Source organism: Nitratidesulfovibrio sp. SRB-5 (assembly GCF_019931275.1).
Taxonomy (GTDB): Bacteria; Desulfobacterota; Desulfovibrionia; order Desulfovibrionales; family Desulfovibrionaceae; genus Cupidesulfovibrio.
In genome coordinates this window covers 1,725,953-1,748,280 of sequence record NZ_JAIOTY010000001.1, presented here as the reverse complement: position 1 = coordinate 1,748,280, position 22,328 = coordinate 1,725,953, and the positions used below count along the sequence as shown (strand labels likewise).

The 22,328-nt window shown below is 65.7% G+C and carries 17 protein-coding genes; 14 read left to right on the top strand and 3 right to left on the bottom strand.

Annotated features, from left to right (window positions below; all coding sequences use genetic code 11):
- Nucleotides 1-172 precede the first annotated feature (172 nt).
- The 8 genes from rpoN (at nt 173) to K6142_RS07125 (ending at nt 7,015) form a co-directional block, all read left to right on the top strand.
- On the top strand, nt 173-1,609 hold the full coding sequence (rpoN, locus tag K6142_RS07160; protein WP_190243369.1) for an RNA polymerase factor sigma-54: 1,437 nt from the start codon (nt 173-175) through the stop codon (nt 1,607-1,609).
- Nucleotides 1,610-1,730: 121 nt separating this feature from the next.
- On the top strand, nt 1,731-2,276 hold the full coding sequence (gene hpf, locus K6142_RS07155; RefSeq protein WP_012611575.1) for a ribosome hibernation-promoting factor, HPF/YfiA family: 546 nt from the start codon (nt 1,731-1,733) through the stop codon (nt 2,274-2,276).
- A 9-nt stretch (nt 2,277-2,285) separates the two neighbouring features.
- The gene (locus K6142_RS07150) at nt 2,286-2,735 is read left to right on the top strand and encodes a PTS sugar transporter subunit IIA (protein ID WP_190243370.1); all 450 of its coding nucleotides are present in this window, start codon (nt 2,286-2,288) and stop codon (nt 2,733-2,735) included.
- A 388-nt stretch (nt 2,736-3,123) separates the two neighbouring features.
- Nucleotides 3,124-4,005 (top strand): RNase adapter RapZ, encoded by an 882-nt coding sequence (rapZ, locus tag K6142_RS07145; RefSeq protein WP_190243439.1) that lies wholly within the window; start codon nt 3,124-3,126, stop codon nt 4,003-4,005.
- Between the two features lie 248 nt (nt 4,006-4,253).
- Nucleotides 4,254-4,772, top strand: coding sequence for a PTS sugar transporter subunit IIA (locus K6142_RS07140; protein ID WP_223290182.1), 519 nt, complete (start codon nt 4,254-4,256; stop codon nt 4,770-4,772).
- A 4-nt stretch (nt 4,773-4,776) separates the two neighbouring features.
- The gene (locus K6142_RS07135; RefSeq protein WP_190243371.1) at nt 4,777-5,241 is read left to right on the top strand and encodes a PTS sugar transporter subunit IIB; all 465 of its coding nucleotides are present in this window, start codon (nt 4,777-4,779) and stop codon (nt 5,239-5,241) included.
- A gap of 154 nt (nt 5,242-5,395) precedes the next feature.
- Nucleotides 5,396-5,941: a hypothetical protein gene (locus K6142_RS07130; RefSeq protein ID WP_223290183.1), complete on the top strand. Its 546-nt coding sequence runs from the start codon at nt 5,396-5,398 to the stop codon at nt 5,939-5,941.
- A 153-nt stretch (nt 5,942-6,094) separates the two neighbouring features.
- Nucleotides 6,095-7,015 (top strand): manganese-dependent inorganic pyrophosphatase, encoded by a 921-nt coding sequence (locus K6142_RS07125; RefSeq protein WP_190243373.1) that lies wholly within the window; start codon nt 6,095-6,097, stop codon nt 7,013-7,015.
- 242 nt (nt 7,016-7,257) lie between these two features.
- Here the strand turns inward: K6142_RS07125 and K6142_RS07120 are convergent, their stop codons facing one another.
- A complete protein-coding gene (locus K6142_RS07120; RefSeq protein ID WP_190243374.1) occupies nt 7,258-8,673 on the bottom strand; it encodes an HD domain-containing protein in 1,416 nt (471 codons plus the stop codon).
- Nucleotides 8,674-8,845: 172 nt separating this feature from the next.
- Here K6142_RS07120 and K6142_RS07115 point away from each other — a divergent pair, with 172 nt between their 5' ends.
- From K6142_RS07115 to K6142_RS07100, 4 genes are all read left to right on the top strand, one after another.
- A complete protein-coding gene (locus K6142_RS07115; RefSeq protein WP_223290184.1) occupies nt 8,846-9,940 on the top strand; it encodes a biotin--[acetyl-CoA-carboxylase] ligase in 1,095 nt (364 codons plus the stop codon).
- An 85-nt stretch (nt 9,941-10,025) separates the two neighbouring features.
- Complete coding sequence (locus tag K6142_RS07110; protein ID WP_190243376.1) at nt 10,026-13,730, top strand: pyruvate carboxylase; 3,705 nt, start codon at nt 10,026-10,028, stop codon at nt 13,728-13,730.
- A gap of 268 nt (nt 13,731-13,998) precedes the next feature.
- Nucleotides 13,999-17,577 (top strand): PEP/pyruvate-binding domain-containing protein, encoded by a 3,579-nt coding sequence (locus tag K6142_RS07105; RefSeq protein ID WP_190243377.1) that lies wholly within the window; start codon nt 13,999-14,001, stop codon nt 17,575-17,577.
- Between the two features lie 251 nt (nt 17,578-17,828).
- A complete protein-coding gene (locus K6142_RS07100; RefSeq protein WP_190243378.1) occupies nt 17,829-18,221 on the top strand; it encodes a DUF488 domain-containing protein in 393 nt (130 codons plus the stop codon).
- 282 nt (nt 18,222-18,503) lie between these two features.
- Here K6142_RS07100 and K6142_RS07095 read toward each other — a convergent pair whose 3' ends face one another.
- Together K6142_RS07095 and K6142_RS07090 are read right to left on the bottom strand one after the other, a co-directional pair.
- The gene (locus tag K6142_RS07095; RefSeq protein ID WP_190243379.1) at nt 18,504-19,814 is read right to left on the bottom strand and encodes a M23 family metallopeptidase; all 1,311 of its coding nucleotides are present in this window, start codon (nt 19,812-19,814) and stop codon (nt 18,504-18,506) included.
- A gap of 75 nt (nt 19,815-19,889) precedes the next feature.
- Nucleotides 19,890-20,318, bottom strand: coding sequence for a CBS domain-containing protein (locus K6142_RS07090; RefSeq protein WP_012611562.1), 429 nt, complete (start codon nt 20,316-20,318; stop codon nt 19,890-19,892).
- A gap of 552 nt (nt 20,319-20,870) precedes the next feature.
- On the opposite strand from K6142_RS07090, the gene K6142_RS07085 reads away from it, so the two are divergent.
- Both K6142_RS07085 and K6142_RS07080 read left to right on the top strand, forming a co-directional pair.
- Entirely contained in the window at nt 20,871-21,518 is a 648-nt protein-coding gene (locus K6142_RS07085; protein WP_190243380.1) for a protein-L-isoaspartate(D-aspartate) O-methyltransferase, read from the top strand.
- Between the two features lie 217 nt (nt 21,519-21,735).
- Nucleotides 21,736-22,323, top strand: coding sequence for a YqaA family protein (locus K6142_RS07080; RefSeq protein WP_012611560.1), 588 nt, complete (start codon nt 21,736-21,738; stop codon nt 22,321-22,323).
- Nucleotides 22,324-22,328 lie beyond the last annotated feature (5 nt).

Genomic DNA, 22,328 nt, shown 5'->3' with positions numbered 1-22,328 from the left:
GCATGGTTTGCCTAACCTCTTGGGGAAGGGAACACATTTCCACAGTGGGCCGTTTCTTGCTTGTCGTCGCGCCTCGTATCGCGTCGTCATGTTCTTCGGCCTCAACGCAAGAATGCAGGATTACCGGGCCAGGCCTTCGGCCTCGGCGCGGAGTCATAGGGGTTGCCCACGCATGGCATTGGAACTCAGGCAACAGCTCAAGCTCACCCAGCAATTGGTGATGACGCCGCAACTGCAACAGGCCATCCGGCTGTTGCAGCTTTCGCGGCTGGAGCTTGTCGAGACGGTGCAGCAGGAAATGCTGGAAAACCCGTTTCTGGAAGAAGCCCAGGACGAGGGGCCCCAGGCAGAGGTGGCCGATCCGCGCGACGCAGCCGCCGAGGCCGCCGCAGATGTCGCCTATGACCGCGAGATCGCCCGCGATGCCGACTGGGAAGATTACCTCGGCGACTTCGCCAGCACCAGCCGCCAATCCACGGTGCGCGAATCGGAACTGCCGGAGGAAATGACCTCGTTCGAGGCGCGCTACGCCGCCAAGCCCTCGCTGGAAGGGCACCTGATGTGGCAGTTGCGCCTGTCCTCGCTGACCGAGCGCCAGAAGGACATCGGCGAGGTGATCATCGGCAACATCGCCTCGTCTGGCTACCTGCACGCAACGGTGGACGACATCGCCGAAATGGCGGGCGCTACCCCCGGCGAGGTGGACCCCGTGCTGCACGCCGTGCAGCGCTTCGACCCCGTGGGGGTGGCCGCGCGCACCGCGCAGGAATGCCTGCTGGTGCAGATAGAGATGCTGGGCTACACGCGCGACAAGGTGCTGGTGGAGCTTGTGCGCGACCACCTGGAAGACCTGGAGAAGCGCCGCTACAAGCCGCTGCTGCGCAAGTTCCGCCTGACCATGGAGGACCTGAAGGAGTACCTGGACCTCATCCAGACCCTGGACCCCATGCCCGGCGCCAGCTACGGCGGCGGCGATCCGCAGTTCGTCAGCCCCGACGTGTACGTCTACAAGTACGACAACGACTTCATCATCATGCTCAACGAGGACGGCCTGCCGCACCTGCAACTGAGCACCATGTACGAGCGGTCCGCCGCGGCGGCCGCGTCTGCGGGCGAGCGCGAATATTTCCAGGAAAAGATGCGTTCCGCCTCCTGGCTCATCAAGAGCCTGTACCAGCGCCAGCGCACGCTGTACAAGGTTGTGGAATCCATCGTGAAGTACCAGCGCGGCTTTTTCGAGGACGGCGTTTCGCGCCTGAAGCCGCTCATCCTGAAGGACATCGCCGACGACATCGGCATGCACGAATCCACCGTCAGCCGCATCACCACCAGCAAGTACGTGGCCACGCCGCACGGCATCATGGAGTTGAAGTTCTTCTTCAACAGCGCGCTGGAACTGGACGACGGCAGCCAGGTGGGTTCCGAGAGCGTCAAGGCGCTGATCAAGAAGCTGATTGCCGACGAAGACCCGCGCGAGCCGCTGAGCGACGAGCGCATCGGTGAAATTTTGAAGGATCAGCTCAAAGTCAATATTGCCCGCAGGACCGTTGCGAAGTATCGTACTGCCATGGACATTCCCTCCTCTTCCAAGCGGAAGGAACTGTTCTGACGGCAAGAGCCCCGTGCCGCAACCGGCGCAGGGCGGCATCCGTCTCCGGCGGCGCACCCGGCAGCAGCACCCAGCGTGCGGGCCGCGCGCCGCATTCCCCCTCTCACCACAGGAGGAGCGTATGAACATCGCCTTCACCTTCAAGAACTTCGAACCCTCCGACCACCTGAAGAAGTACGCCCGCCGCCGTCTTGAAAAGCTTGGCCGGTTCGTCGGCAAGTCCGCCCTGGAAATGCAGGTGAACCTTTCCGTCGACAAGTTCCGCCACAAGGCGGAAGTGCAGATGGCCGGCGACGGTTTTACCTTCTCCGCCGTCGAACAGTCCGAAGACATGTACGCCACCATCGACCTGGTGCTTGAAAAGCTGGAATCGCAGCTGCGCAAGCAGGTCGAAAAGCTGAAGGACCGCCGCCGTTCCGTGCAGTCCGACAAGCTGGGCAAGGGCATCGACGTGTTTACCTTCGGCACCGTGGGCGAAGGCGAGGAACGGACCATCACCGGCACCGACCACTTCGCCCCCAAGCCCATGCACGTGGACGAAGCTGCCATGCAGCTCGACCAGGGCGACAACGAGTTCCTGGTGTTCCTGAACGCCGAGGTGGAACGCGTCAACATCATCTACCGGCGTCGCAACGGCGATTTCGGTCTTATCGATCCGGTCGTCTAGGCGCCATACATGAGGCTTTCGGAGTATCTTCACGATGATCTGATCCTGCCCGAGCTCTCCGCCGGCACCAAGAAAGAGGTGCTGGCGGAACTCGTGCAGGCCGTGGTACGGCGGCATCCCGAAGTGGATGCCGCCGTTGCGCTGGGCGTGCTGCACGACCGCGAATCGCTGGGCACCACCGGCATAGGCGACGGCGTGGCCATTCCCCACGGCAAGCTGGCCAACATCAGCGACATCGTGGTGATCGTGGGCCGCAGCGTGCCGGGCATCGACTTCGATGCGCTGGACATGAAGCCCTGCCACCTTTTTTTCCTGGTGCTGGCCCCGGAACAGGTGGCGGGCATGCACCTGCGCATTCTGGCCCACATCTCGCGCCTGCTGAAGGATCCGCAGTTTCGCCGCGCCATGATCGAGGCGCAGGACGGCGAGGCCTTCCGGGCGATCATGCGAACCACCTGAGACCAGTGCCCGTCGTGCCCGTTGTGGTCACCGCGGTCGTCACGGCCTGTCCGGGGGGCATGCCATGAATGACGTTGCGGGCAGGCCGTGGATGGCGCCGTGGGCTGTCGTCACGCCGTAACGCGCGTCCTCTACATGTAGCCGCCACGCGCAGCACCTGACGCGTCCTGCAACGGCATTCGGCGCAGCGCCGCCAGAGGAACCAGCCATGCCAAGCAAGGCCACGCCGCCCGACACAGCATTCGCCCCGGCGGATTCGCCCGGTGCGCCGGGCACATCCGGGGCAACCCCGGCATCCCCGGGATCCGGTCCGGCACCCGTCCCGGGCCATGCCCCCGAAGGCACGGCCCACGCGCCGCTCGGCAGGGGCGCCGATGCGGGCAGCCCGGTGGCCGCCGCCGACTTTCCCGTCATCATCGTCACCGGGTTGTCCGGCGCGGGCAAAAGCACGGTTCTCAACGTGCTGGAAGACCTGCGCTACTTTACCGTGGACGGCCTGCCCGCCAGCCTTGCCCCGCAGATGGTCACCATCCTGAATCGCGAGGCGCTGTCCCACTACCAGGGCCTGGTGCTGGGCATGGATCTGCGCGAAAGCAATTTCGTGCGCAATCTGGAAAAGTCCCTGGAGCGGTTGCAGGGCATGGGCGTGCGCCCCGCGGTGGTGTTCATAGAGGCCAACCCCGCCGTGCTCAACCGGCGCTACGCCACCACCCGCCGCCCGCACCCGCTGGAAAGCGAGGGCATGGGGCTGGAACAGGCCCTGGAGCAGGAGCGCCTGCGCCTTGCGCCGGTGCGCGAAACCGCCGACCTCGTGGTGGACACCTCCAGCTATTCCATCCACGACCTGCGCCGGGTCATCCAGAAGAAGTGGAGCTCCATCCAGGGGCGCATTCGCTCGTTGCGCATCAACATCGTCACCTTCGGGTTCAAGTACGGCGTGCCCGCCGACGCGGATCTGGTCTTCGACCTGCGTTTTCTGCCCAACCCCTATTTCGTGCCCGACCTGCGCCCATTGTCCGGCCTGGACGAGCCGGTGGCCAAGTACGTGCTGGAAGCGGGCCATGGCGATACCTTTCTGACGAACCTTCTGAAATTTTTGCATTTTCTTCTGCCTCAGTACGAGACGGAAGGGCGCTACCGCCTGACCATCGCCATTGGCTGTACCGGCGGGCGGCACCGCTCGGTCTCGGTGGCAGAGGCCCTGCTTCGCGCCTTGAAAAAATCTGATTATGCCGTATCGATAGAGCACCGCCACATGGAACTGGGCTGAACGAACGGATACGCCTTCATCGTCGGTGGCCTGTCGCCACCGCTTGCGACCGACAGCCGCTGCCAGTGACCGGCAGGGCCGCCGTAACCGGCAAAGCACGACGAGGACGGACGGCATCCGATTCTTGCAGCCATCCATGCGGCATTGTCACGGGGCACCGTGGCGCGGCGAACCGGAATTTCACCGGACGGCATGCCGTCCCCCGCACCTTGCTTCAACCACACCAGGCACGGCCTGGACGCACCAGCATGTCCACCACAGAACAGCATCAGGCAGGGCAGTCCCGCAAGGGGCAAGGAAACGTTGCGAAGGGCAACGGCAGCAAGCCCGACGACGGCCAGGCCGCCCCGGAATCGCGCATCGGCGTCATTCTGGTGACCCACGCCGACTACGGCGCGGCATTGCTGCGTGCCGCCGAATTCATTCTTGGCCCGGTGCAGGACTGCGCCTCCATCAGCGTGGACGTCTCGCTGGAAGTGGACGAAACGGTAAAGCGCCTGAACGAGGCGGTGAAGCGCCTGGATACCGGGCGCGGGGTGATGATCCTTACCGACATGTTCGGCGGCACCCCCACCAACCTCAGCCTGGCCCTGCTGGGCAAGGGCAACGTGGAAGTGCTGACCGGCGTAAACCTGCCCATGCTGCTCAAGGTGTTCGGCGGGCGCGACGGCGACTTGGCCGCCCTTTCACGCGATGCGCGCGACGCTGGCACCAAGGGCATCGTCGCGGCGGGCGAACTGCTGCGCAGCCGGGTCAAGAACGGGTAGGGCCATGCTCTGGTTCCGCATAGACAACCGTCTGGTGCACGGCCAGATCATCGAGGCGTGGCTGCCCTATACCGGCGCGCGACGCCTGCTGGTGGCCAACGACGCACTGGCGGCGGACGACCTGCAACAGCAGATCGTCTCGCTGGCCATTCCCGGTCGGGTGGAGGTGCACTTCCTGCGGGTGGACGCCCTGGCCCAGTACTGTACCGGGCGCACCGACGACGGGCACGACACGCTCGTGCTCTTCGCCACGTGCGCCGACGCCCGCCGCGCCTTCGACGCAGGCGTGGGCATGAGCACCCTGAACATCGGCAACCTGCACTACACCCCCGGCAAGAAACAGCTGTGCGCGCATGTTTCCGTTTCCGACGATGACGAAGCCTGTCTGCGCTTCTTCAACCGCCATTCCGTGGCCCTGGACTTTCGCTGCGTGCCCAACGAACCGGTGCAGATAAAGGGATGGTCATGACGGATTTTCTGCCCGTGCTCACCCTGGCGCTGCCCATCGCTTTTTTTTTGCCGTTTTTTCGCTGCTGCGCTTTTCGCTGAACCTGGGCTTTCTGGAACGCCCGCTCGCCATCGGCTTTCTGTGGGCCGTCATGACCGGCGAGTGGGGGCTTTCCATGCACATCGCCATCTTTCTTGAGCTGTTCTGGCTCGACCTGTTTCCCGCCGGCACCTACATTCCCCCCAATTCCATCATTTCCCTGTTGCTGGCCCTGAGCGTTGCCGGGCACTTCGGCCTGGAATCCGCCGGGCAGCTGGCCATTCCCGTATTGCTCACGCTGCCCGCCGCCCTTGCCGGCGCGCACGTGGAATACCTGCACCGCCGCTGGCGCAACCAGCAGTACACCGACCTGCTGCACTGGGGCAGGGTGGCGGAACACCCCGGCAAGGGCGATTCGCCCTTGTGGCGCATCATGGTGCGCTCGCTGGGCGAACTGTTTGCCCTGAACCTGGGCCTGTTTTGCGTGTGCCTGCTTGTGCTTGTGGGAACTATCGAGTTGATGTCCAACTATATCGGGCATCTTCCCGCCGTGCCCGGCATTGCCTGGGGCCACGTGTGGTTCGTGGGCGCCATGGGCGGCATGCTGGCGCTGCGCCTGCGCCGGGCCTACGTGGCCTTCGCGCTGGCCTTGCTGGCGGCGTCGGCGGCTTCATTCATCTGATTCGAATTCGTCACCGGAAATTGACCGTGCCGGGGGTGGGGGTACTTGGCAGCCGGGAATGTTTGTGCTATTTGGCACAAACAATTTCGCAGCAGCATGCGAGCTACTCGCAGCACCAAACCCCAATGCCACATGCAACGGAGGAAAACCGACATGGCAGCTCTTGTTCTTGGTCACATGAACCCCGATACCGACTCCATCATCGCCGCCATCGGCGTTGCCGACCTGATGACCAAGCGCGGCATTGAAGCCAAGGCCGTCGCTCAGGGTGCCTGCACCCCCGAAACCGAATTCGTTCTCGGCAAGTTCGGCCTGAAGGCCCCCGAAGTGGTGACCTCCGTGGCTGGCCAGAAGCTCATCCTGGTTGACACCACCGAGCGCGCGCAGCTGCCCGCCGACCTGTCCGACGCCGAAATCCTGGGCGTGGTCGACCACCACAAGCTGGGCGACGTGACCACCTCCAACCCGCTGGAAATGTGGGTGTGGCCGGTGGGCTGCTCCTGTACCGTCATCAAGGCGATGTACGACTTCTACGGCATCGAAGTGCCCAAGGCCATCGCCGGCGGCCTGCTGTGCGCCATCCTGTCCGACACCGTCATGTTCAAGTCCGTCACCTGCACCCCCGAAGACAAGAAGGCTGTCGAAGCCCTTGCCAAGATCGCGGGCGTGGCCGACGTGATGGCCCTGGGCATGGAAATGTTCAAGGTGAAGTCCGCCGTTGAAGGCGCGTCCATGAAGGACCTGGTCTTCCGCGACTACAAGGACTTCGACATGGGCGGCAAGAAGGTCGGCATCGGCCAGCTGGAAGTGGTGGACCTGTCCATCCTCGAGCCCGTGAAGGCCGGCCTGTACGAAGAAATCACCAAGGTGAAGGGCGAAGGCCGTCACTCGGTGTTCCTGCTGCTGACCGACATCATGAAGGAAGGTTCCGAAATGCTGATCGTTTCGGACGACGCCGCCGTGGTCGAAAAGGCGTTCGGCGTGAAGGCCGAAGGCAAGTCCGTGTGGCTCGACGGCGTGATGAGCCGCAAGAAGCAGGTTGTGCCCAACTTCGAAAAGGCCTTCAAGGGCTAGTCGAAGCGGTCATCCAACCGACGCAGACTGACGCATACGGGGCCCGGCGGCATATGTCGCCGGGCCTTTTGCATTTTCTGGGAGGGGGAGAAGGGAGGGCACGGCGACAGCCCACTGCGTGCCCGGACGCCAGAACGGATCAGACCACCCGGTCGGCAATGCCTGCCCGCACGGTCCAACCTGTCCGGACGGTCCAATCTGTCCGGACGGCGCGACTTGGCCAGGCAGAACGGCCCGCCCGTTCAGTCGGTCGCCGTGCCGGCATGTTCATCCAGCCGGGCAAGGGCCATGCTGCGCAGTTCACGCAGGTGTGCGCCGGAGGCTGCCCCCTTGTTGCAAAGCTCCGGCGGCAGCTTGACGGCAAGCAGCACGGCAAGCTCGGCCTCGGTGCGCTGGCGCAATGTTTCCAGCCGGGTCAGGCAGGCTGCGGGGATGTGGGGCGGATCATACGGGGCCAGCGGGTCAGCGGGGGCGGCAGCGGCAGGCCAGCCCCCAGCGGCAGCCGTATCGGCGTCCGGTGAGAAGGCGAGGGCAGGAGCGGTACCTTCCGGCTGTCGCAACGCGCAGTCCGGGCCGGTCCCCATGCCCTTGCCGGTGCCGTCGGCCAGCACCAGCAATCGCATGGCGGGCAGCAGCCCGCGTGTGTGCAATGCCAGCAACAGGTCCACCCGCGTGCCGGGGCGCAGTTCCGCATGTCGGGCCAGGCGCATGTGCAGCCGGGCCGCCGCTTCGCCCGCCTCGATGAACCGGGTGGGCATGCATAGCCGCAAGCCAAGTGCACGCGCCAGCGGCGCGCCGCGATCCTCGTGTCCGTAGTGGTGGGGCAGCACGTCCGTGGCCGTGGTCACCTTGCCGAGGTCATGGCACAGGGCCATCCAGGTCACCAGTTCAGGCGGGGGCTGCTGCGCGGGGCGGGCATGCGCGCCCGTGCTATCTGTCATGGTGGAGCCTGTGGGCGCTGGCCCGCCATCTCCGGCGCCGGACGCATACCCGGCCAGCGCGGCGGCCATGTCCATGACCCGCGCCACGTGAGCCAGCACAGACCCGCTGTGGTAACGCGCGGGTCCGGCGGGCACTTCATGGGCCCCGGCCAGTTCGGCGAGCCATGGCGGCAGGCAGCCGCCCGCGTGCAGCACCTTCAGGTAGCGGCCGGGGCAGGGGGCGGCCAGGGCCTTCAGGGTTTCGCGGCACACCTGCTCGGCGGGCAGGTCGGCCAGCGCACCGCCTTGCGCCACGGCGCGCATCTGTTCCAGCGTTTGCGGATGCACCGAAAAATCGGGAAACTGCGCGGCAAAGCGCGCGGCACGAAAGGCCCGCACCGGGCTGTCGGCCAGCGCCGTGGGCGATGCCGGGCGCAGCACGCGGTCCGCAAGGTCGCGCAGCGCCAGCGGATGGGCATGCAGCATGCCCGCTTCGCCCAGCGCCAGGGCATTGATGGTGAAGTCGCGGGCGGCCAGGTCTTCATCCAGCGTGCCGCGCAAGGGCATATGCTCCACGCCGTCCAGCAGGTACACGTCAACGTCGCGGCCAACCTTGCGGGCACCGGGGTTCTGCCGTACAAAACACGCCGCATCACCTTCAAAGGCCACGTCATGGTCGTGTATCGGCCTGCCCAGCAGCAGGTCGCGCACGGCTCCGCCCACGAGGTACGTCTTCATGGGGATGAGCCTAGCCGATTTCAGCCCGGACGGAAATGCGTCCGGGTTCGCAATGCCCCACCCCCCGTGGAAAATTCCCGGCATGCCCGGAAAAGCCATGCCCGGGGAAGCCATGCCCAAAGGTGTCATGTCCAAAGAAGCCATGCCCAAAGAAGCCATGCCCAGAGGTGCCATGTCCGGCAGCACGGCCCACCGCAGCAACGCCGCCTCGCAGGCTGCCGCCAACCGGGCGGAGTGGCGCACCCCTGTTGTACATCTGTTGCACGAAGGGCTGCCGCAGCCGTCTGCCATCCCTTCATCCGGCGCGGCATCCGGTCAATCATTCTCCGACCAGCCCGCTGAAGATGCTGCCCGGTGGATGGCCGACCCGCTGCCGCCGGAAGTCCTGTGCGGCCTGCCCGGCTGGGGCGACGATCTTGCCGCGCCTTCCTGTTTCGCCCCGACGCGCCTCGGCGGCGTGCCCATGCTGGCGACGCTGCCCGGCGGGGCCGCATCACCGGAGCCCTCCGCACCTTCCCCGGCTTCCGCTTCCGGCCCGGTCGCACCGCCGGTGATCGTGTGCGGGCCGTGCACCTCCAGCCTGGACGTGGCCCACGCCCTTGCCGCCGCCGGAGCCCTGCCGGAATGGGGCACGGTGCTGGCCGTATCGCAACGGGCCGGGCGCGGACAGCTGCGCCGCCCGTGGGAATCGCCGCCGGGCAACATCTACGCGGCCTTGCGGCTGCCCGCCGCCGGGGTGTTCGCCACCGAAACGGCGGCCATCGCCCTTGGCTGCCTGTTCGCGGAGGCCTTCAACGCGCTGGGCGTGCCCGTGCGGCTCAAGTGGCCCAACGACCTGTTGCTGGGCGATGCCAAGGTGGGCGGCATGCTGATAGAGGAAAAGCGCGGGGTGGTGCTGGCGGGCATAGGCATCAACGTGGTGTCGGCGCCGCCGCCCCAGGCCCTGCGCCAGGGTTGGGCGGTGCCCGCCGCAAGCCTTGCCGGCCTTGGCATTTCCGCCACGCCGTTGACGCTGTGGCGCCATCTTGTGGAAGATTCACGTTTCTGCTATGAAGCGCAAGTTCTACGCGCCGGTGGGGCCGATTTCGTATCGTGCGCGGAAAAGCATCTTGCCTGGGTAGGCCGTGGGGTTGTGGTTCACGGTGGCGAAGTGGGTGACTGTCCGGGCAGGATTCTTGGACTCGAACCGCAGGGGGGCCTGCGGATTGTCATTTCGGGCAGGGAACACATACTCCGCTCCGGCAGCATCACGCCCATACCTTCGTGATCCGTATTCCATGCGCCCCGCGCATGCGCGCACGTCAATTCCGGTCGCCCGTTGCGGGCCGGACAGCCAGGATACCGAGGATTAGATGGGCATCAAGACCTTCGAGCAGGTGTTGGAAGAGGTGAGGGGCAAGGCGATTCTGGTGGCCAACCGGGGTATCCCGGCCCGCCGGATCTGTCGTTCCATCCGCGAACGCTTCGATGCCGTGGCCGTGATGACCGCCACCGACATCGACAAGACCTCTCCGGCCGCCTCCGCAGCGCAGGAACTGCTGCTGCTGGGTTCCGACCCCAGAGCGTATCTGGACATCGACCACATCATCGCGCTGGCCAAACAGCGCGGCATCGTCGCCATCCATCCCGGATGGGGCTTCGCCTCCGAAGACGAACGCTTCCCCGCCAAATGCAAGGCCGCCGGGCTGACCTTCATCGGGTCCACCGCAGAGGCCATGAACCTGCTCGGCAACAAGGTGCAGGTCCGCAAGCTGGCAAAGAAGCTGGACATCCCCGTTGTTCCCGGTTCCGAAGGGGCCGTGGACATTCCCACCGCGCGCACCATCATCGACGAGATCGGCCTGCCGGTCATGCTGAAGGCGGAAGGCGGGGGCGGCGGCCGGGGCATCTTCGCCATCCATCGGGCCGAAGAACTTTCCGACGCCTTCATGAAGGCGTCCACCATGGCCCAGGCCTCGTTCGGCAACCCGCGCCTGTACGTCGAAAAGTACCTGCCCTCGGTGCGCCACATCGAAATCCAGGTCATCGCCGACATGTACGGCAACGTGTTCGCCTTTGACGAACGCGACTGTACCGTGCAGCGCAACCACCAGAAGCTCATCGAGATCACCCCGTCGCCGTGGTCGGGCATCACGCCCGAACTGCGCGAACGGCTGAAGGAATACTCGCGCATGCTGGTGCGCGAGGTGGGCTACCATTCGCTGTGCACCGTGGAATTCCTGGTCACCGCCGACGGCACGCCGTACCTGATCGAGGTGAACACCCGCCTTCAGGTGGAGCACGGCATCACCGAATGCCGCTACGGCATCGACCTGGTGGAAGAGCAGATCGCCGTGGCCTTCGGGGCCAGGCTGCGCTTCACCGAGGAAAACACCACGCCGCAGCACGTGGCCATGCAGGTGCGCATCAACTGCGAAGACCCGCAGAACCATTTCGCCCCCAACTCGGGCCTGGTCAGCCGCTACGTGTCGCCCGGCGGCCCCGGCGTGCGCCTGGACTCGAACATGTGCGCGGGCTACGAGTTTCCGTCCAACTACGACTCGGCGGGCTCCCTGCTCATCGCCTACGGGCAGGGCTGGGAAAAGGTGCTCGGCATCATGGAGCGCTGCCTTGGCGAGTACGTCATCGGCGGCATCAAGACCACCGTACCGTTCTACAAGCAGGTGCTGAAGCACCCCAAGTTCCGCGCGGGCGATCTGGATACCAACTTCATCGCCAACACCCCGGAACTGATGTGCTACTCCGACCTTGCCCCAGAGGCGGAGCGCCTGGCCCGGCTGGTGGCCGAGGTTTCGGCCAAGGGCTACAACCCCTACGTGCAGCTGGGTGAATACCGCACCCGCGAAACCCCGCGCATGCCCCGCTTCGAGCCGGTGCTGCCGCACATTCCCGGCACCGTGCGCCGCGCGCCCTCGCCGTATCCCACCGGCGACCGCACCGCGCTGCTGGACTACCTGCGCGACGCGGGCCACGTGCACTTCACCGACACCACCCCCCGCGACATGACCCAGTCGAACAGCGGCAACCGCTTCCGCCTGGCGGAAGACGAGCTGATCGGCCCGTACCTGGACAACTGCGGGTTCTTCTCCATCGAGAACGGCGGCGGCGCCCACTTCCACGTGGCGCTTCTGGCCAACATGACCTACCCCTTCTCGGAAGCGAAGGAATGGAACCGCTTCGCGCCCAAGACGCTGAAGCAGATTCTCATCCGCTCCACCAACGTGCTGGGGTACAAGCCGCAGCCCAAGAACCTCATGCGCATGACCGGCGAAATGGTGTGCGATACCCACCACATCATCCGCTGCTTCGACTTCCTGAACCACATCGAGAACATGCGGCCCTTCGCGGAAGTTGCGCTGAACCGCACCGACGTGGTCTTCGAACCGGCGCTGTCGCTGTCGTGGGCCAAGGGCTTCGACGTGGACCACTACCTCGGCGTCACCGAGGAAGTGCTGCGCATGGTGGGCAGCACCGCCGGGGTAGGCCCCGAGCAGGCCTCCAGGATGATCATCCTGGGCCTCAAGGACATGGCGGGCATGTGCCCGCCCCGGTTCATGACCGCCCTGGTCACGGCCCTGCGCAAGCGCTGGCCCTCGCTGGTGCTGCACTACCACCGCCACTACACCGACGGCCTGTTCGTGCCGTCCGTGGGTGCCGCCGCCAAGGCGGGCGCGCACATCGTGGACGTGGCCCTTGGCGCCTCGGTGCGTTCGTACGGGCAGGGCGACGTGCTGGCCACTGCCGCCTACATAGAGGACGAACTGGGCCTGAAGACCAACCTGAACAAGAACATGATCCGCGACTGCAACTTCGTGCTCAAGCAGATCATGCCGTACTACGACCGTTACTGCGCGCCGTACTTCCAGGGCATCGACCACGACGTGGTCGAGCACGCCATGCCCGGCGGGGCCACCTCGTCGTCGCAGGAAGGGGCCATGAAGCAGGGGTACATCCACCTGCTGCCGTACATGCTCAAGTTCCTGGCGGGCACCCGCAAGATCGTGCGCTACCACGACGTGACGCCCGGCTCGCAGGTGACCTGGAACACCGCCTTCCTGGCAGTGACCAACGCCTACAAGCGCGGCGGCGAAGAAGAAGTGCGCTACCTGCTGGAAGTGCTGGACCACGTGGCCCGGCATGACGAGGCCGACCTGACGGCGGAAATGCGCAAGGCGCGCCTGTCCATCTACCAGGACTGCAACGACGCCTTCCGCAACCTGCTGCTGGGCCGCTTCGGCAAGCTGCCCCTCGGCTTTCCGGCGGACTGGGTGTACGAAAGCGCCTTCGGCAACGAATGGAAGAAGGCCATCGCCTCGCGCACCGAGGCATCGCCCCTCGATTCGTTGGCCGACGTGGACCTGGCGGCGGAAGAGCGCGGCTATGTCGAGATCATGCGCCGCAAGCCCACGGAAGAAGAGTTCGTCCTGTACCTGAACCACCCCGGCGACGCCATCAAGACCATCCAGTTGCGGGCCCGCTTCGGCAACCCCAACAACCTGCCGCTGGACGTGTGGTTCGAGGGCGTGGCCCCCGGCGAGGACCTGAACTTCGTCGATTCCAACGGCAAGCCGCACCATCTGGCGCTGCTCAGCATCTCTCGTCCCAACGAGGCGGGAATGAGCGTGGTGCGCTACGTGCTTGATTCCGAATTCATGAGCTGCGAGGTGCAGGTGGCCAAGGCCGCCGTGGCGGACGGCAAGGGCTCGGAAAAGGCCGACCCGTCCAACCCCATGCACGTGGCGGCGCCCAGCAACGGCGACCTGTGGGTGATGTACGTGCACCCCGGCGACGTGGTGAAGCAGGGCGAGGAGTTGTTCAACATCTCCATCATGAAGCAGGAAAAGGCGGTGCTGGCCCCGGTTTCCGGCATGGTCAAGCGCGTGCTGAAGACCGCCGACTACCGCGAAAGCAAGCAGATGATGCCCGTCCGCGAGGGCGAGCTGATCGTGGAGCTTGGGCCCATCCCGCGCACCTGCCCCAACGCGGCGTGCTCGCGGCCCATCACCATGGAAGGCATCGACTTCTGCCCCTACTGCGGCGAACCGCTGAACCCGTAAGCAGACATCCCGCGCGCGGCCCCGCCATCACTGCGGGCCGCGCGCGGATACATCCTTCGGCTGTACCAGGCACCGCCCGGCCCGGCTCGCACGGGCCGCGGGCGACGATGCGAGAACCCCCCATAAGGAGACCGGCACCCCATGCCAGCCCCCTGCATGATACCCACGGGTTGACCCCGGCGCGCCCCATGCGCGTGGGACAAGACCGTCGTTTTCGGGTATCGGACCTTCAGGCAAGCGTTTCTATCCCCCACAGGAGGATTCACGAATGGGCAAAACTCCGGTTGAAAAGCCTGCGGCCAAGGCCGCCAAGGCTGGCGCCGAGATTTCCGAACTCACCAAGAAGCTGGTGCTGACCGGCGCCGACATCGTGCGCATAGGCGACGATGCCGAGCTGCTGGTCGGCGGCAAGAACTACAACACCGCCATCATCAGCCAGGTGGAAGGAATCCGCGCACCCGAGTTCCGCGCCATATCGTCGCAGGCATTCCACATGCTGCTCGACGAAACCAGGGTCAACGCATCGCTCGTCCGCGCCACCGTGGACAAGGAATACAACCGCATCGACTGGAACGACCCCGAGATCAACAAGGATTCGGAGTTCCTGCAGAAGTTCGTTCGCAACCTGGCCAAGGAAATCCGCGCCCAGGCTTCGGCCAAGCCCGGTGAAACCCAGATCAAGCTGCGCACCTTCGTCAACAACGTGGTGGAAGGCTTCGCCACCTCGCCGGAAGGCATCGACCAGCTGCGCAAGCGCTCGGTGCTGGTGCAGGCGGGCATTTTGTGCGTGGAGCTGCCCAAGGCCGTGGACGAATGCGTGCGCGAGGCCTATCGCTCCATCTGCAAGGAAGCGGGCGCCGAAGACGTGCCCGTGGCCGTGCGTTCCTCTGCCGCCGGTGAAGACTCGCGCAAGAAGGCCTTCGCCGGGTTGCAGGACACCTACCTGAACATCGTGGGCGAAAGCCGCGTGTCCGCCGCCTACCACTGGGACTGCGCGTCGGCCTACAACCTGCGCTCCATGACCTACCGCCGCGAGGCGATCCTGGACGCGCAGGCCCGCGCCGAAGCCACCGGCGACGAATCCATCGCCATCAAGGCCAAGCAGGAATGGGCCATCGAGAACACCTCGCTCTCGGTGTGCATCATGCGCATGATCAACCCGGTCATTTCGGGCACCGCCTTCAGCGCGGACACCGCCACCGGCTGCCGGGGCACCGCCCGCAAGGACCTGGTGGGCATGGACGCCAGCTACGGCCTGGGCGAGGCCGTGGTGGGCGGCATGGTCACCCCCGACAAGTTCTACGTCTTCCAGCGTGACGACGGGCCCGAGGTGGTCATCCGCCAGATGGGCTGCAAGGACAAGAAGATCGTCTACGACGAGAAGGGCGGCACCAAGAAGGTTTCCGTGCCCGAAATCGAGGCGTACCGCTGGTCGCTTTCGCTGGCCCAGGCCGAACAGGTGGCCAAGGGCGTGCGCGCCATCAGCCGCGCCTACGGCGACATGATCATGGACACCGAATTCTGCATCGACTCGGCCGACCGGCTGTGGTTCGTGCAGGCCCGTCCCGAAACCCGCTGGAACGAAGAGCTGGAAAAGCACCCGCACACCATCTTCATGCGCCGCCGCGAGGTGGACCCGAAGGCGGCCACCCAGGCCGAGGTGCTGCTGGAAGGCAACGGCGCGTCGCGCGGGGCCGGGCAGGGCAGGGTGAAGTTCCTGCGGTCCGCACTGGAACTGAACAAGATCAACAAGGGCGACATCCTCGCCGCCGACCGCACCGACCCCGACATGGTGCCCGGCATGCGCGTGGCCGCCGCCATCCTTGCCGACGTGGGCGGCGACACCAGCCACGCCGCCATCACCTCGCGCGAACTGGGCATCCCCGCCGTCATCGGCATCCAGCGCCTGGAAATCCTGCGCGCCCTGGACGGCCAGGAAGTGACCGTGGACGGTACCCGGGGCCGGGTGTACCGGGGCATGCTGCCCCTGCGCGAAGTGGGCGGCGAGATGGACCTGTCCAAGCTGCCCCCCACCAAGACCAAGGTGGGCCTGATCCTGGCCGACGTGGGCCAGGCCATGTTCCTCTCGCGCCTGCGCGAGGTGGAAGACTTCGAGGTGGGCCTGCTGCGCGCGGAATTCATGCTGGGCAACATCGGCGTGCATCCGCAGGCGCTGGAAGCCTTCGACAGCGGCGAACTGGAACACGCCGTGCACGCCAAGCTGCGCGAACTGGATTCCCGCCTGTCCAAGATCCTGCGCGAGCAGCTGTCTGCCGGGCTCATCGCCATCGACATGAAGCTGCGCGAGTACGTGGGCCACATCACCGGCCTGTCGGCTGAAATCGAGGCCCTGGCCTCGCGCGAGAACCTGCGCGGCACCGAACAGGTGCTGGTCATGCACCGCAAGATGCGCGAGCTGGACCACAAGCTGGACGAGCACGTGGAACTGGCCACCCGCCGCATCGACATCCTGAAGACGTCCATCGACCTTGAAGACCACGTGCGCGTGGTCATGGGCTATGACGACCAGCTGGCCATGCTCAACGGCATCGACCCGGACACGGTGAAGCGCCGCGCCGAGATCGAAGCCAACATCCGCGCCCAGGTGGAACGCATCGAAGACATCCCCGCCGTGCAGGACGCGCTGGCCAAGATCGCCCGCCTGCGCCACGAGGTGGGGCTGCGCAGCGGCCTGCAGAAGGAAATGGACGACATGCGCGCCGTGCCGGACAAGATCCGCGCCCTGATCCGCTCGCGCGGGTTCCGCACCGGCAAGGAGCACTACGTCCAGACCCTGTCGCAGGGCTTGGCCCTGTTCGCCATGGCCTTCTACGGCAAGGACATCGTCTACCGCACCACCGACTTCAAGTCGAACGAGTACCGCAACCTGCTGGGCGGCAACCTGTTCGAGCAGATGGAAGACAACCCCATGCTGGGCTTCCGCGGGGTGTCGCGCAACCTGCACGACTGGGAAATCGAGGCCTTCAAGCTGGCGCGCGGCGTGTACGGCGGGTGCAACCTGCAACTCATGTTGCCCTTCGTGCGCACCCTGGAAGAAGCGCGCTCCATGCGCCGCTATCTGGAACAGGTGCACAAGCTGAAGAGCGGCGTCGACGGGCTGAAGATGATCCAGATGTCGGAAATCCCGTCCAACGCCGTGCTGGCCAAGCAGTTCATCGAGGAATTCGACGGCTTCTCCATCGGTTCCAACGACATGACCCAGATGGTGCTGGCCACCGACCGCGACAACGCGCGTCTTGGCCACATCTACGACGAGGAAGACCCCGCCGTGGTCTGGGCCATCCTGGTGACCATCTTCACCGGCCAGAAGTGCGCCCGCAAGGTGGGCTTCTGCGGCCAGGGCGTGTCCAACAGCAAGATACTGCGCGGCCTGGTGGCCATCGCGGGCATCGTGTCCGCTTCGGTGGTGCCCGACACCTACTACCAGACCAAGCTGGACATGGCAGAGGTGGAGTCCGAAAACATCCCCACCTCGGAACTGGGCAACTGGCTGCGCAACCAGCATCTGGCCAACCTTCGCGCGCTGCTGGAGGAAAAGGGCTACGGCCACATCCTCAAGAAGTACACCCAGGCCGAAGACCTGATGGACTGGTACGAAGGCGAACTGCGCCGCCTGCACGAACTGCTGCGTGAAAGCCTGGAAACGCCCAAGGAAAAGTTCTACCGCTCCGAGTTGGAACAGTTCCGGGCCACCTTCCACAAGCCGGTCATCTACGCCACCTGGGACTGGGCGGGCACCGTGTCCGACGCCCTGCACCAGGCCGGTTTCGCCAACTTCGAGGAACAGGCCAAAGCCCTGGAGGCCCAGCGCGCCAAGAAGTGGTAGACGTGGCAGACGGCCTGCGCACCACGCGCGTGCCGGAATCACGTTGAAGCATGTACGAACGGGCGGTCTTCGGGCCGCCCGTTTTTCGTTGCGTGCCGGGCAGAGGGCACGGGGCAGACGGAAAGACAACGCGACTCCAGAGGATACAGCGTAACTTCGGACGCACGCCGTCGCCCGGTCTTGCCACAGGCCGTTTCGCGTCGCATTTGTGGGGAGACGGCCCGGGGCGGAAGTCGGGCAAGGAGGCGACCATGGCTGAGGTGTACGTGCGGCGCGTGTACGAGACGGCAGCGGCGGAGGGCGCAGACCCGGCAGGGTCCAATGACGGGCTGCGGGTACTGGTGGACCGGCTGTGGCCGCGCGGACTTGCGCGCGACAACGCCCGCATCGACCACTGGCTGCGCGGCGTGGCTCCGTCCGACGATCTGCGCCGCTGGTTCGGGCATGATCCCGAGCGCTGGCAGGAATTCCAAGCGCGCTACCATGCGGAACTGCGCGCCTCCGCACACCCGGACCTTGCCCTGCTGCGCAGGCTTGCGGCAGAGCAGGGCCGGGTCACGCTGCTATTCGCGGCACGGGACGAAACCCGAAACAACGCGGTGGCCCTGAAGGCCTTCCTGGATACGCTGCGGGGCGCCGTGTAGGGCGGGGCAGGACATGTCGGCGCTTTCCGGCACGTGGTGACGGCTGTTCGCCAACGGTCGTTCGCCAGTGGCAGAACGGCATCCTCTCTGCCAGTTCCTCACCTGTCCTCCTTTAAAGTGGCAGATGAAGGGTGTTGATTCCTGCCATGCCGTGCGCAAACACGCCTTCCCGAGAATCCTTCGCAATATGCTGAAAACCAAAGAAACGCGGGGAGCCCATGGGCTCCCCGCGTTCATTCGCATTTCCTTCCCGCCCGGTCTCGTGGCCGGGCAGGGCGGGCACTACTTCAGGCGTGCCGTCACGTTGTCCTCGATCCAGTGCGGGTCCAGCCATTCCAGCGGCTGCACCTGCACCCCGCCGATGGTCACCCCGAAGTGCAGGTGGTCGCCGCCTGCCATGCCGGTGGTGCCGGTCTTGCCGATGATGTCGCCCTTCTTCACCTGCTGGCCCACGTTGGCCGAAATCTCGCTAAGGTGCGAGTACAGGGTTTGCAGACCAAGGCCGTGGTCGACGACGACGAGGTTGCCATAAATGCCGAGAGTTCCGGCAAAGACCACGCGCCCGCTGTTGGAGGCGGGCACCTCGGCCATGGCCAGCGAGGCGAAGTCCAGGCCGAGGTGGGTCTGGTTGTCCACCTTCTGGCCGTTGTGCAGGTAGCTGCGGTTGTCGGCAAACCCGGCCCTGGTGGCCGAGTTGGGCAGTTGCAGGAAGGCCCCGTGCCAGAGCATGGCGGGGGCGGTATCCTTGCCGATTTCCAGCAGTTTCTGCTCGTTGGACACCCGCAACTCGTTGTTCACCTTCAGGAAGCGCTCCAGCGGGCTCAGATCGCCGGGTACGTCCTGTTCGAATTCGGGCATCTTGCTGGCCAGGAAGTTTTCGGAAATGTTGATGTTGTCATGCCGGAACACCCGGTCCAGCGGGCGGATGACCAGGCGGCTGGCCATGGCGTTGCCGGAAAGGTCCACGGCGGTGATTTCCGGGGCGTACTGGGCCACGGTGAGAAAGTGCGGAAAGGCGAAGAAGCACAGGTAGTCGCCGCTGGGCTGCTTGAACCCCGCAAAGTACAGGTCGCCCACTTTCACGCCGGTGCGTTCCACCTCTTCGTTGACCGAATAGAGGATGGAGCCGGTGCCGCCGCGCCGCACGTAGGGGGGCATGCTCTTTACCGAAACGCGCGGGGGCTGGGTGTCCAGGCGCAGGGGATAGACCCTGGTGGTGGTGTTGCCCTTGCCGAACCCGGCCAGCGAGGTGTCGGTGGCGCGCACTTCAAGGTCGAAGGCTCCGTCCTTCAGGCCCGCATCCTTCAGGTTGAAGGTCACGCGTTGTTCGCGGCGACCTTCGGTGAAGGCGCTGTCGAGTACGACCAGCGAGTGCGAATTCTTTTTCACCGTGACGGTGACGGACCGGACGCCCGACTTCTTGTCGCGCAGGGTCAGGGTAAGGTCCTGATGCGGCGAGGCGCGCCCCGTGTCCGGGGTAAGGATGACTTCCGGCCCTTCCATGTCCTGGAAGAGCATGAAGCCGCCGATGCCGAGCAGCCCCAGCAGGGCCGCGAAGACGATCACGATGGAAAGATTCTTAGCTGCTGTCATGTCTCCTGATCCTTTCAAGTGAAAAGCCGCCCTGAAAGCCGGGCGGCTTGTGTCCAAACCGTTCAGGTGGCCTGCCTAGGGATGTTCGACGGCATCCAGCAGGCTGATGGTCAGCTTCAGGAAGTCCGCCTCGGTCACGATGCCCACCAGCCTGTCGCCCTCGGTCACGGGCAGGCACCCGTACTTGTGGTGCAACAGCAGTTCGGCGGCATCGCGCAGCAGGGTGTCGGGGTGCACGCGCACCACGTCGGTCCGCATGATTTCGCCCACCGGAATGCCCGCGTCGATCTCGTTCTGCACGGCCTCGTCCACGTCGGCGAAGCGCGAGATGGTGGCGGACAGGATGTCGCGGTGGGTCAGCAACCCCTGGAAGTCGCCCTTGGCATCCACGATGGGAATGTGCCGGATGCGGGCCAGCTGCATCAGCGAGCGGGCCGCCCGGAGCGAATCGGTCTTCTTCAGGGTGAAGAGCCCGGTGGACATGAGATCGCCGACGTAGAGCATGGTTTCCCCCGCAAGCGTGTTTCGCCAAGTGTCGCACACTCGGCGCATAAGTCAAGCAAGCCGGGGCGGCGCGGGCGATACCGGCAGTAGCAGGGCGGGCGGCACGGCAGACGCGGGACGCCGGGAGATGCAGGAGGAGAGCGGAGCGGCCCCGGCCTTGCCGCCCCCATGATTGACGCCGAGGGCAAAATCTGTTTTCCAAACCATGCCGGGGCCGTATGGACGAGGCGACTCGCAACGCCCGTCCCCCCCGTTTGCACGCCGTTTCGCCATTCGCACGCACACCGGCCTTTTTGTCGCGGTTCCTGCCGCGCCGCCGCCCGGCCCCTGGCAAGGTCACCGATCGGGCCCCCTGTTCAGGCCCCTGTTCGGGCCACTGGACGGCCCTCCGGTCATTCCAGCGCCGGGCCTCCGCCGGGCCTGCTGACCGGACCGGCGCCCCATGCCGTGCGCACGATGCGCCCGGCCACACGGCCGCACACGGTCACGCATGACGCCACGGCAACGCAACGACCAGACCCGGCGGGGCACCCATTTCAGAGAGGACCGCGCATGCTCGACATGAAGCGCAACCGTGAGCGCATGGTGAAACAGCAGCTCGAGACGCGCGGCATCACCGATCCGGCCGTACTTGCGGCCATGCGTTCCGTGCCGCGTCACCTGTTCGTGCAGGAAGCCCTGCGCGCACAGGCCTACGAGGACCACCCCCTGCCCATAGGGCATGGACAGACCATTTCGCAGCCGTTCATCGTGGCGCTCATGTCGCAGATCATAGAGCCGCAACCGGGCCTGCGCGCGCTGGAAATAGGCACCGGCTCCGGCTACCAGGCCGCCGTGCTGGCGGAAATGGGCCTGGACGTGTACACGGTGGAACGCATCCGCGAACTGCACGCCGCCGCGCGCGACCTGCTGCGCACGCTGAAGTACCGCAAGGTGCGGCTGAAGCTGGACGACGGCACCCTGGGCTGGCCCGAAGCCGCCCCCTACGACCGCATCCTGGTCACGGCGGGCGGGCCGGAAGTGCCGCTGCCGCTCATCGAGCAACTGGCGGACCCGGGCATCATGGTCATTCCCGTGGGGTCCAGCAAGCGGATGCAGGAACTGGTGGTGGTGCGCAAGCAGGGCGGACGCGTGGTGCGCGAAAGCAAGGGCGGCGTGGCCTTCGTGGATCTGGTGGGCACCCACGGCTGGCGCGGCTAGCCAGCGGCGCGGACTGGCCGCTGCCGGTTGGCGCGGGGCAGGGTGGGCATTGCCGCCTGCGCCGGGTACGGTCCGCGCGCGGCGCCTGCCAGCAACGGGCCAGACGCAGGCACCGCCAACAGCCGCCCATGGCGCGGCTGCATATCGCCCCGATTCTTCCGGCATCACCCCGATTCTCCCGGCCATTGTCCGGCCACTGCAAAGGAAGCCCCGACCCATGCGCCTGTTCTCCCGCCTTCTCGACCGCTTGTGGGCCGCCGCCGCATCGCGCGGTGCCGTGCGCATGCTGGTGCTGGTCTCGTTCACCGAATCGGTTTTCTTTCCGTTGCCGCCGGACCTGCTGCTGATTCCCATGGCCCTGGCCGCGCGCGAACGGGCATTGCGCCTGGCGGCCATCTGTCTGGCCGCATCGGTGGCGGGCGGCGTTGCGGGCTATTTCGTGGGCATGTTCTTCATGGACGTGGCCGGCATGCCCATCGTGCGCTTTTACGGGTTGCAGGAGCAGTACCACGCGGTGAAGGACTGGTATGACGCCTACAGCGCCTGGGCGGTTGCCGTGGCCGGGCTTACCCCGGTGCCGTACAAGCTGTGCACCCTCACCGCCGGAGCCTTCCGCATCGATTTCATCACCTTCCTGCTGGCGTCGGTGGCCAGCCGGGGGCTGCGCTTTTTCGTCATCGCCGGGCTCATCTACCTGTACGGCGAACGGGTGCGCTATTTTCTGGAGCGCCGGTTCGACCTCGTGTTGCTGGTCACGCTGGTGCTTGGCGTGCTGGGCTTCGTGGCGATCAAGTTCCTGAACTGACGCCC

Excerpts from the sequence above, each read along its gene's own strand:
- K6142_RS07130 (WP_223290183.1), top strand. The coding sequence starts at position 5,396 with ATGCACATCGCCATCTTTCTTGAGCTGTTCTGGCTCGACCTGTTTCCC.
- K6142_RS07140 (WP_223290182.1), top strand. The coding sequence starts at position 4,254 with ATGTCCACCACAGAACAGCATCAGGCAGGGCAGTCCCGCAAGGGGCAA.
- K6142_RS07095 (WP_190243379.1), bottom strand. The coding sequence starts at position 19,814 with ATGACAGCAGCTAAGAATCTTTCCATCGTGATCGTCTTCGCGGCCCTG.
- rpoN (WP_190243369.1), top strand. The coding sequence starts at position 173 with ATGGCATTGGAACTCAGGCAACAGCTCAAGCTCACCCAGCAATTGGTG.
- K6142_RS07115 (WP_223290184.1), top strand. The coding sequence starts at position 8,846 with ATGTCCGGCAGCACGGCCCACCGCAGCAACGCCGCCTCGCAGGCTGCC.
- K6142_RS07100 (WP_190243378.1), top strand. The coding sequence starts at position 17,829 with ATGGCTGAGGTGTACGTGCGGCGCGTGTACGAGACGGCAGCGGCGGAG.
- K6142_RS07080 (WP_012611560.1), top strand. The coding sequence starts at position 21,736 with ATGCGCCTGTTCTCCCGCCTTCTCGACCGCTTGTGGGCCGCCGCCGCA.
- K6142_RS07125 (WP_190243373.1), top strand. The coding sequence starts at position 6,095 with ATGGCAGCTCTTGTTCTTGGTCACATGAACCCCGATACCGACTCCATC.
- K6142_RS07105 (WP_190243377.1), top strand. The coding sequence starts at position 13,999 with ATGGGCAAAACTCCGGTTGAAAAGCCTGCGGCCAAGGCCGCCAAGGCT.
- K6142_RS07110 (WP_190243376.1), top strand. The coding sequence starts at position 10,026 with ATGGGCATCAAGACCTTCGAGCAGGTGTTGGAAGAGGTGAGGGGCAAG.
- K6142_RS07135 (WP_190243371.1), top strand. The coding sequence starts at position 4,777 with ATGCTCTGGTTCCGCATAGACAACCGTCTGGTGCACGGCCAGATCATC.
- K6142_RS07150 (WP_190243370.1), top strand. The coding sequence starts at position 2,286 with ATGAGGCTTTCGGAGTATCTTCACGATGATCTGATCCTGCCCGAGCTC.
- K6142_RS07120 (WP_190243374.1), bottom strand. The coding sequence starts at position 8,673 with ATGAAGACGTACCTCGTGGGCGGAGCCGTGCGCGACCTGCTGCTGGGC.
- K6142_RS07090 (WP_012611562.1), bottom strand. The coding sequence starts at position 20,318 with ATGCTCTACGTCGGCGATCTCATGTCCACCGGGCTCTTCACCCTGAAG.
- K6142_RS07085 (WP_190243380.1), top strand. The coding sequence starts at position 20,871 with ATGCTCGACATGAAGCGCAACCGTGAGCGCATGGTGAAACAGCAGCTC.
- hpf (WP_012611575.1), top strand. The coding sequence starts at position 1,731 with ATGAACATCGCCTTCACCTTCAAGAACTTCGAACCCTCCGACCACCTG.